This window comes from Nocardia sp. No.11, assembly GCF_038752175.1.
Classification (GTDB): Bacteria; Actinomycetota; Actinomycetes; order Mycobacteriales; family Mycobacteriaceae; genus Nocardia; species Nocardia canadensis.
Map to the genome: position 1 here is coordinate 20,805 of NZ_JBCGFB010000023.1, position 8,396 is coordinate 29,200.

Annotated in this window: 7 protein-coding genes; 5 read left to right on the top strand and 2 right to left on the bottom strand. The window is 70.9% G+C overall.

Features of this window, described 5'->3' with window-relative positions:
• The first annotated feature begins 10 nt into the window (after window positions 1-10).
• The 5 genes from V8688_RS09985 (at window position 11) to V8688_RS10005 (ending at window position 6,291) form a co-directional block, all read left to right on the top strand.
• The gene (locus tag V8688_RS09985; RefSeq protein ID WP_342800673.1) at window positions 11-3,070 is read left to right on the top strand and encodes a circularly permuted type 2 ATP-grasp protein; all 3,060 of its coding nucleotides are present in this window, start codon (window positions 11-13) and stop codon (window positions 3,068-3,070) included.
• The gene (locus tag V8688_RS09990) at window positions 3,067-3,963 is read left to right on the top strand and encodes a transglutaminase family protein (RefSeq protein WP_342800674.1); all 897 of its coding nucleotides are present in this window, start codon (window positions 3,067-3,069) and stop codon (window positions 3,961-3,963) included. The genes V8688_RS09985 and V8688_RS09990 overlap by 4 nt, the downstream gene beginning before the upstream one ends.
• A 4-nt stretch (window positions 3,964-3,967) precedes the next feature.
• Window positions 3,968-5,026 (top strand): putative zinc-binding metallopeptidase, encoded by a 1,059-nt coding sequence (locus V8688_RS09995; protein WP_316573194.1) that lies wholly within the window; start codon window positions 3,968-3,970, stop codon window positions 5,024-5,026.
• A gap of 104 nt (window positions 5,027-5,130) precedes the next feature.
• On the top strand, window positions 5,131-6,012 hold the full coding sequence (locus V8688_RS10000) for a bile acid:sodium symporter family protein (RefSeq protein ID WP_218721330.1): 882 nt from the start codon (window positions 5,131-5,133) through the stop codon (window positions 6,010-6,012).
• A 30-nt stretch (window positions 6,013-6,042) separates the two neighbouring features.
• On the top strand, window positions 6,043-6,291 hold the full coding sequence (locus V8688_RS10005) for a PIN domain-containing protein (protein ID WP_342800686.1): 249 nt from the start codon (window positions 6,043-6,045) through the stop codon (window positions 6,289-6,291).
• A gap of 7 nt (window positions 6,292-6,298) precedes the next feature.
• Here V8688_RS10005 and V8688_RS10010 read toward each other — a convergent pair whose 3' ends face one another.
• Entirely contained in the window at window positions 6,299-7,015 is a 717-nt protein-coding gene (locus tag V8688_RS10010) for a glutamine amidotransferase (RefSeq protein WP_218721331.1), read from the bottom strand.
• Complete coding sequence (locus V8688_RS10015) at window positions 7,012-8,247, bottom strand: MurT ligase domain-containing protein (protein WP_218721332.1); 1,236 nt, start codon at window positions 8,245-8,247, stop codon at window positions 7,012-7,014. Before V8688_RS10015 ends, V8688_RS10010 begins: the two co-directional genes overlap by 4 nt.
• Window positions 8,248-8,396: the final 149 nt, after the last annotated feature.

Sequence of the window (8,396 nt, forward strand, 5' to 3'; positions counted from 1 at the left end):
GGTCGGCTCGGTGACACAGCGCGACGAGGCGCTACGGGACGGGAACCGGACGGCACCGGGCGTGCGCGCGCAGGTGGCCGAGCAGTTCGCGCGGTATCGGGCCGAGAGCAAGGCGGGATCGCGCTTCGACGAGTGCGGCCGGCCGACGCAGGGCTATTACGACGAATTGGTCGACGGGCGCGGCCGCGTGCGGTCGATGTGGTCGGAGCTCTCGGCCGACTTCGTCGACCAGGGCACCGGCGGGCTCGGCCGGATCGATCACCGGGTGCGCAGGCAGATCGAGGACGACGGCGTCACCTACACCGAGGTCGGCCTCGGTGACGACACGGCGACCCCGATGCCCTGGCGGCTCGATCCGATCCCGCTGCTGGTCTCCGCCGACGACTGGACCCGGCTGGAGACGGGTCTGGTCCAGCGCTCGCTCGTGCTCGACGAGGTGCTCACCGATGTCTACGGCCCACGCAGGCTGCTGAGCTCGGGCCTGCTGCCACCGGAGATCGTCTTCGGCAGTACGGGTTACGTGCGGGCGGCGCACGGCATCACCATTCCCGGCACGCACCAGCTGTTCCTGCACGCCTGCGACATCAGCCGCTGGAGCGACGGCCAGTTCCGGGTGCTGGCCGACTGGGCGCAGGCGCCCTCCGGCGCCGGGTACGCGCTGGCCGATCGACGCGTGGTGGCCTCGGCCATTCCCGAGGCGTTCGAGCACGCCGGACCGCGCCCGCTCACCCCGTTCGCGCGGGCCATGCGGTTGATGCTGGCGGAGGCCGCGCCGGAACTGGCCGACGGCGAGGAGCCGGTGGTCGTGGTGCTGAGCCCCGGCTCGCACTCCGAAACCGCTTTCGACCAGGCCTATCTCGCGCAGATGCTCGGTTTCCCGCTGGTCGAGAGCGCCGACCTGGTAGTTCGCGACGGCGCGCTGTGGATGCGCTCGCTCGGCAGTCTGGAACGGGTCGACGTGGTGCTGCGCCGCGTGGACGCGGAGTTCTCCGATCCGCTGGATCTGCGGCCGGATTCGCGCCTCGGCGTGGTCGGTCTGGTCGAGGTGTTGCGCCGGGGCGCGGTCACGGTGGTCAACACGCTCGGCTCCGGCTTGCTGGAATCGCCTGCGCTGAGCGCGTTCCTGCCCCGGATCGCCCGCTCCGTCCTCGGCGCCGACCTGCTGCTCGACGGGACACCCGCCTATTGGGGCGGCGACGACGCCGAACGCTCGCATCTCCTCGCCCATATCGGTGATCTGGTGATTCGCTCGGCGGTCGACGGGTCGACCATCTTCGGGCCGAGCCTGGCCGCCGCCGAGCGCGCCGAACTCGCCGCCCGGATCGAGGCCGAGCGATGGAAGTGGGTCGGCCAGGAACCCGCGGAGTTCTCCGTGGCGCCCGCCGTGGAAGGCGAGGCGGGTCTCAAGCCCGCGCCGGTCGGGATGCGGTTGTTCTCGCTGGCTCGTCGTGGCGGGTACACCGCGATGTCGGGTGGGCTCGGCCAGCAGCGGATGCGGCTCGAGCCGACGCGCAGCGTGATCAAGGTGGCGGCCAAGGATGTCTGGGTGCGCGCCGCGCCCGCGACCGCGCCCGCCGTCGGCGCCGAGGCGCCGCACGAGGAGCGGCTGCGTCGCGCCGTGCCGGTCGTCGAGGCGGTCAGCTCGCCGCGTGTGCTCAACGACCTGTTCTGGATGGGCCGCTACAGCGAACGCGCCGAATCGGTGGTCCGCCTGCTCGCCGCGACCCACGACGTCTACCAGGACTACCGCTACCGGCCCTGGCTGGACGGCGCCGAGGCACTGCCGATCCTGATGCGCGCACTGTCGGTGACCACCGGGACGAACGCGCCGGAATCCGTGCTGCCCAGTGGAACCGGTGCCGTCGGAGCCCTGGTCCGGGTGGCGCAGGCGGCGGACTCCGGTGCGGAGTCGCCGACCTCCCCCACCACAGCCGGCAGGTCACCCGCCACGACCTCGGGAAGCGATTCGTCCGCCGACGGCACCCGATCCGCTGACGGTGCCACCGCGCCGCCGGACGCGGGCGAGGCGGAAGCCGATACGGCTGCGGTGGAACAGGATTCCGACGACTCGGCCGCCCCCTGGGAGCGCGCGGGCACGAGCGCGCTCGCGCGAGCGCTGCGCACCACCGGCACCGCCGCCGATCGCACGGCGGAACCACAGCCGGACAGGGAATCCGAGGTGCCACGCACGCGGCAGAAGCAGGGGCAGTTCACGAACCGCCCGATGGACGGCGGGTCCACCGCGGCCCGGCGCACCGTCGCGGGCGCCTCCGCCGACGGCTTCGCCTACCTGTCCGCCCTCACCGGCGACCGGAACCTGGCGGGATCGCTGTCCTACGCGGTCGACCACTACGGCTCGGCCGCCCGGGCCGTGCGTGACCAGCTCTCCGGGGACACCTGGATGATCATCGGCGCCCTCGACCGCGCGCTGGCCGAGTTCCGCGGCGCCGATACCGAACAGGAGACCGCGCTGTCCTCGGTGCATTCGCTGGCGCTGGCCGCGCTGCTGTCGCTGTCGGGGATCGGCGCGGAATCGATGGTGCGCGACACCGGCTGGTACGTCATGGACATCGGCAAGCGGATCGAGCGCGGGCTCGCGCTGACCTCGCTGCTCAATGCCGCGCTGGCACAGGCCAGCCCGGCCGAGGTGGAGCGGGTGGTCACCGATTCGGTGCTCGTCGCGACCGAGTCGGCGGTGAGTTACCGCCGCCGCCACCGTGGTTCGGCCCATGTCGCCGCGCTGGCCGGGTTGCTGCTGTTCGACGCGGGCAATCCGCGCTCGCTGGTGTATCAGCTCGACCGGCTCGAGGCCGACTTCCAGGCGCTGCCCGGCGGCTCCGGCGCGTCGCGTTCGCAGCGGCTGCTCGCCGACGCCCAGCGAATGCTGCGCCGGGTCGACCCGGCCGATCTCGAACACACCGACGCCGCGGGTGTGCGCACGGAGCTGGTGGAACTGCTGGAGGGGGTGCACTTGCGGCTGCGCAAGCTGTCGGAGTCGTTCGAGACCACCAAACTCGCTGTGCCGCTGGGTATCCAGCCGCTGTGGGGCAATACCAGGATGGTCGGATGAGCAGGCGTTACCGGGTGGTGCACCGGACCACCTACAGCTACTCCGACGAGGTCACCAGCTCCTACGGCCGCGCGTATCTGACCCCGCGCGAGTTCCCCGGTCAGCGGCTGCTCGAGCACGACATCTATATCGACCCGGTGCCTTCGGACCGCTCGATCGGCACCGATGTCTACGGCAACACGACCACGTATTTCCATGTGACATCGGAACATCGGAGACTCGAGGTCACCGGCGAATCCCTCGTCGACGTCGACGGCGAGCACCCGGCGACGATGGCGGGCGCCGACGTCGGGTGGGAGGCGGCCCGGCCGAGCACCGCCACCGGCCCGCTCGCGGTCGAGTTCACCCTCGATCTGCTGCCGCCGGAGATCACCCCGGAGGTCGCCGAGTACGCCGCGCGGAGCTTCCCGGCGGGCAGGCCGCTGCTCGAGGCGGTCACCGAGCTGAACACCCGGATCAACCAGGACTTCCGGTATCGCTCCGGCTCGACCACGGTGAGTACCAGCGTCGCCGACGTGTTCGCCGCGCGCGAGGGCGTCTGCCAGGATTTCGCCCGGATCGGCGCGGCCTGCCTGCGGTCGCGGGGGCTGGCCGCCCGCTACGTCTCGGGCTACCTCGCGACCGATCCGCCGCCGGGTAAGGAACGCATGGTCGGGGTGGACGCCACCCACGCGTGGGCGGCGGTCTGGCTGCCCGGCACCGACCCCACCGACCGCACCGGCCGCTGGATCGCCTTCGACCCCACCAACGACCAATTCGCCGACGAGCGCTATGTCACCGTGGCGTGGGGGCGTGACTACCAGGATGTTCCGCCGCTGCGTGGCATCATCTACACCGACGCCAAACAGTCCACGATCACGGTCTCGGTCGATGTTGCCCCGGTGGAGGTGTAGTCCCTTGCGCGATTTCGTCTGCCCCAACTGCGGGCAGCAGCTGGCTTTCGAGAACTCGGTCTGCCTGTCGTGCTCGAGCAGGCTCGGCTTCAGCCTGGACGAGCGCGCGCTGGTGGTGATCGGCGATCCGCCCGGTGACGCGGCGATCGATCACGCGGGCGGCGTCGTCGACGGCGACCGGTTCCGGCTGTGCGACAACCTGCATGTGGCGCAGTGCAATTGGCTCGTCTCGACGACCGGCCACACCTCGGGGCCGATGCTGTGCGCGTCGTGCGCGCTCACCCGGACCAGGCCCAACGACGCCGACGCCGACGGGCTGGCGGCCTTCGCCGAGGCCGAGGCGGCCAAGCGCCGCCTGATCTTCGAACTGGTCGAACTCGGGCTGCCGATCGTCGGCCGCGAGGCCGACCCCGCCCATGGCCTGGCCTTCGACCTGCTCTCCAGCCGGACCGACGACGTGCTGACCGGTCACATGGACGGTGTCGTCACCCTCGATCTGGCCGAGGCGAACGACCCGCACCGCGAGCAGCTGCGGATCGAGATGGCCGAGCCGTACCGCACCCTGCTCGGCCATTTCCGGCACGAGATCGGGCACTACTACTTCACCGTGCTGGTTGCCGGAGACGAAGCGCTGCAACGGTTCCGGGAGCTTTTCGGCGACCCGTACGCCGACTACCAGGAGGCGCTGAACCGGCATTACTCCCAGGGCGCGCCGTCCGGCTGGGAGAGCGACTACGTCTCGTCCTACGCGACCATGCACGCCGCGGAGGACTGGGCCGAGACGTTCGCGCACTATCTGCACATCCGCGACACCCTCGACACCGCCGCCGCCTTCGGCTTCGCGCCTGCGGGCGCCACCCTGGATCGTCCGCAGGTCGGACGGGCGGGGTACGACAAGATCATCGAACTGTGGCTGCCGCTGGCCTGGTCGCTGAACATGGTCAACCGGTCGATGGGCCACGACGACCTCTATCCCTTCGTGCTGCCCGACCGAGTCCTGGAGAAGATGCGCTTCGTCCACGAGCTGTGCGAGCGCAGCGACTCCACCGCCGTGGTCGCGTAATTCCGGCAGTTTCACTGCGACCTGGATCACAGCTGGCTATCCTCTCTCATTGAGACGCATGAGTCTCAAACCCGGTGCGCCCGGGCCGCTCGATGAGGATTGCTATGAACTCACCCCTGGTTTCCGTCGGACTGCCGCTGGCCTTGGCCGTGATCATGTTCGGTCTGGGACTCTCGCTCACCGTCGCCGACTTCACCCGGATCGCCAAGAGCCCGCGCATCGTCGCGATCGCGCTGCTGTGCCAGGTGATCGCTTTGCCCGTGGTCGCCTTCGGGCTGGTCCTGCTGTTCGATCTGCCCGCGATCCTGGCGGTCGGGGTGATGCTGCTGGCGTCCTCGCCGGGCGGGACGACGGCCAACCTGTTCAGCCATCTGTTCCGCGGCGATGTGGCGCTGAACGTGTCGCTGACCGCGGTCAACTCGATCATCGCCGTCGCCACCGTGCCGCTGGTGACCAACTTCGCGATCGGCTACTTCGACCCGGCCGAGGGCGGCTCGCTCGGGTTGCAGTTCGGCAAGGTGGTGCAGGTGTTCGCGATCGTGCTGGTCCCGGTGGCGATCGGCATGTTGGTGCGCCGCTCCTCGGCGGCGTTCGCCGACCGGATGGACCGCCCGGTGCGGATCGGCTCGGCGGTGACCCTGCTCCTGGTGATCCTCGGGACGGTCGCCACCGAATCCGACACCCTCACCGAGTCGTTCGCGCAGGTCGGCGGCATCACCGTGCTGTTCTGCCTGATCAGCCTGACCGTCGGATACTTCCTGCCGCGCCTGCTCGGGGTGCCGGACCGGCAGGCCATCGCCTGCTCGATGGAGGTCGGCATCCACAACAGCACGATCGCGATCACCATCGCGGTGAGCGTCCTGGACAGCACCGAGATGGCGGTGCCCGCCGCGATCTACGGCATCCTGATGTTCCCGCTCGCCGCCGCGTTCGGTTACCTCATCACCCGTCGGCAGCCGAAGGCGGCGGTCGCCGCGGCGGACTGAGGCTCAGGCGTTCGCCGCGAAGCACGCCGAATCCCGGTTGCGCACGGCTGTGGGCGAAGTCGGTGGACAGCCCCGAATCACCGGACTGACCTCTTGGCCGAGGAGGCGGCATGGCGGGCGATCGAGGCGCGGCACACCATCGAAGCCGCGCGGCTGCCGTCGATCCATCGTGATCCGTTCGATCGGATCCTGGTCGCGCAGGCCCGGTGTGAGGAGCTGACGCTCGTCACCCGGGACCCGTACTGCCTGCGCTACGAGGTCGATTCGCTCCCGTGCTGACGAGCCGCTAGGCGCGCAGGCGCTCGCGGCGGAGGCGGTCAACCTCGGGGAGGTCGAGGGGGGCGAGGTCGGTGGGGGAGATGCCGAGGGCTCGGGCGATGAGGAGGTCGGCGAGTTCGGGGTTGCGGGCCAGGGCGGGGCCGTGCAGGTAGGTGCCGATGACCGAGCCCTGGACGACGCCTTCGGTGCCGTCGCCGACGCCGTTGCCGACACCGCGGGTGACCTTCGCCAGCGGGGCGGCGTCGGGGCCGAGCAGGGTGCCGCCGCGGTGGTTCTCGAAGCCGGTCAGCGGGGCGGACAGGCCGTCGAGGACGGGGGTGGTCGTCACCTCGCCGATGGCGCGGGTGTGCTGGGGCGAGGTGGTGACGTCGAACAGGCTCACGCCGTCGACCTTCTCGCCCGCCGAGGTCTCATACCAGTTGCCGAGCACCTGGATGGCGGCGCAGATCGCGAGCACGGGCGCGCCCTTGGCGGCGGCCTGCTGCAGTCCTGGGTACTTCTGCAGGTGGCGGGTGGCCAGGCGCTGGGCCGAGTCCTCGGCGCCGCCGAGGGTGTAGATGTCGAACGAGTCCGGCACGGGGTCGGCCAGGGTGATCTCGACGATCTCGGCGTCGTAGCCGCGCATGCGCAGGCGCTGGCGCAGCACCAGCGCGTTGCCGCCGTCGCCGTAGGTGCCCATCACGTCGGGCAGGACGAGGCCGATACGAATGGTCGACTCGCTCATGGGCGTGCCTCCAGGTCACGGTTGAGATCGCGGAACGCGGTGTAGTTGGCCAGCACCTCGACGTGCCCGGGCGGGCAGGAGGCGATGGCGCGCAGCGGGTCGGGGATCAGGGTGTGCTCGACCCCGGCGTAGGTCAGCCGCACGGCCAGATCGGTGGCGCGTTCGCCGGCGGCCACCACCTGCACGCCCTCGAAGTGCTCGAACCGCACGTCCCAGAGCCACGAGAGGTCCTCGCCGTCGGGCACCTGCCCGTTCACCGCGATCACCAGCCCGGCCGAGGTCGGCTCGATCATCGACAGTGCCTCCTGCCAGCCGGCCGGGTTCTTGGCCAGCAGCAGCCGCGCGTCGTGCGGACCGACGGTGACGGTGCGGTAGCGGCCCGCGATCTCGCGCACGGTGCCGGTCGCGTCGGTCGCCTTCGTCGGCTCGGCGCCCATCGCGACCGCGGCGGCGACGGCCTGCGCCGCGTTGCCGCGATTCGCGCGACCGGGCAGCGCCAGGTGCAGGGGGGCGCGGAAACCGTCGGGGCCGCACAGGTCGTCGCCCTCGAGCCACCAATCCGGCTGCGGGCGATGGAAGTCGGCGCCGGTCGAGCGCCAGTTCTCGCCCTCCCAGACGATCGGCTCGCCGCTGCGCGGACAGCTCGTCGCGTCGACCGCCCAGCCGCTGCCCGCCGACACCCACACCACGCGGGGGTGGTCGTAGGCGATGGAGGCCACGAGCACGTCGTCGCAGTTGGCGATGACGACGGTGTTCGGATGACGAGCCAGTCCGGCGCGGAGCTTGCGCTCGATCATGTTGATCTCGCCGACCCGGTCGAGCTGGTCGCGGCTCAGGTTCAGCAGCACCACGGCGGCCGGGTCGAGCGCGTCGCTGACGTGCGGCAGATGCAGCTCGTCGACCTCGATCGCGGCCAGCGGCACTCCCTGGTGCACGCTCAGCGCGGCGACGATGCCCGCGTCCATATTGGCGCCGTCGGCCTGGGTGGCGACCTGGCCGAGCGTGCCGAGCGCGGCGGTGGTCATCCTGGTGGTGGTCGACTTGCCGTTGGTGCCGGTGATCAACACCGTCCGCCTGCCGCGACCGAGCTGGGTCATGATCGTCGGATCGATCTTCAGCGCGATCAGGCCGCCGATCATCGAACCCTTGCCGCGGCCCGCCTTCTGCGAAGCCCACGACGCTGCCGCCGCCGCTCGCAAAGCCAGGCGCCCACGCACCGAGATGTCTGCCACGCCGCGAGTCTATGTGCGCGCGGTCGCGGGCCGCGTGCGGGAGCGGTGTGAGCTACGTCAGCCCATCCGCGCCGGTGGCGTGAGCCGGATGATCGAGCGGGGGTCAGCTCATTCGCGCCGGTGGCGTGAGCCGGATGATCGAGCGGGGG

Bases quoted from the DNA above. Each gene is read 5' to 3' on its own strand.
- V8688_RS09990 (WP_342800674.1), top strand. From the start codon at position 3,067: ATGAGCAGGCGTTACCGGGTGGTGCACCGGACCACCTACAGCTACTCC.
- V8688_RS10010 (WP_218721331.1), bottom strand. From the start codon at position 7,015: ATGAGCGAGTCGACCATTCGTATCGGCCTCGTCCTGCCCGACGTGATG.
- V8688_RS10000 (WP_218721330.1), top strand. From the start codon at position 5,131: ATGAACTCACCCCTGGTTTCCGTCGGACTGCCGCTGGCCTTGGCCGTG.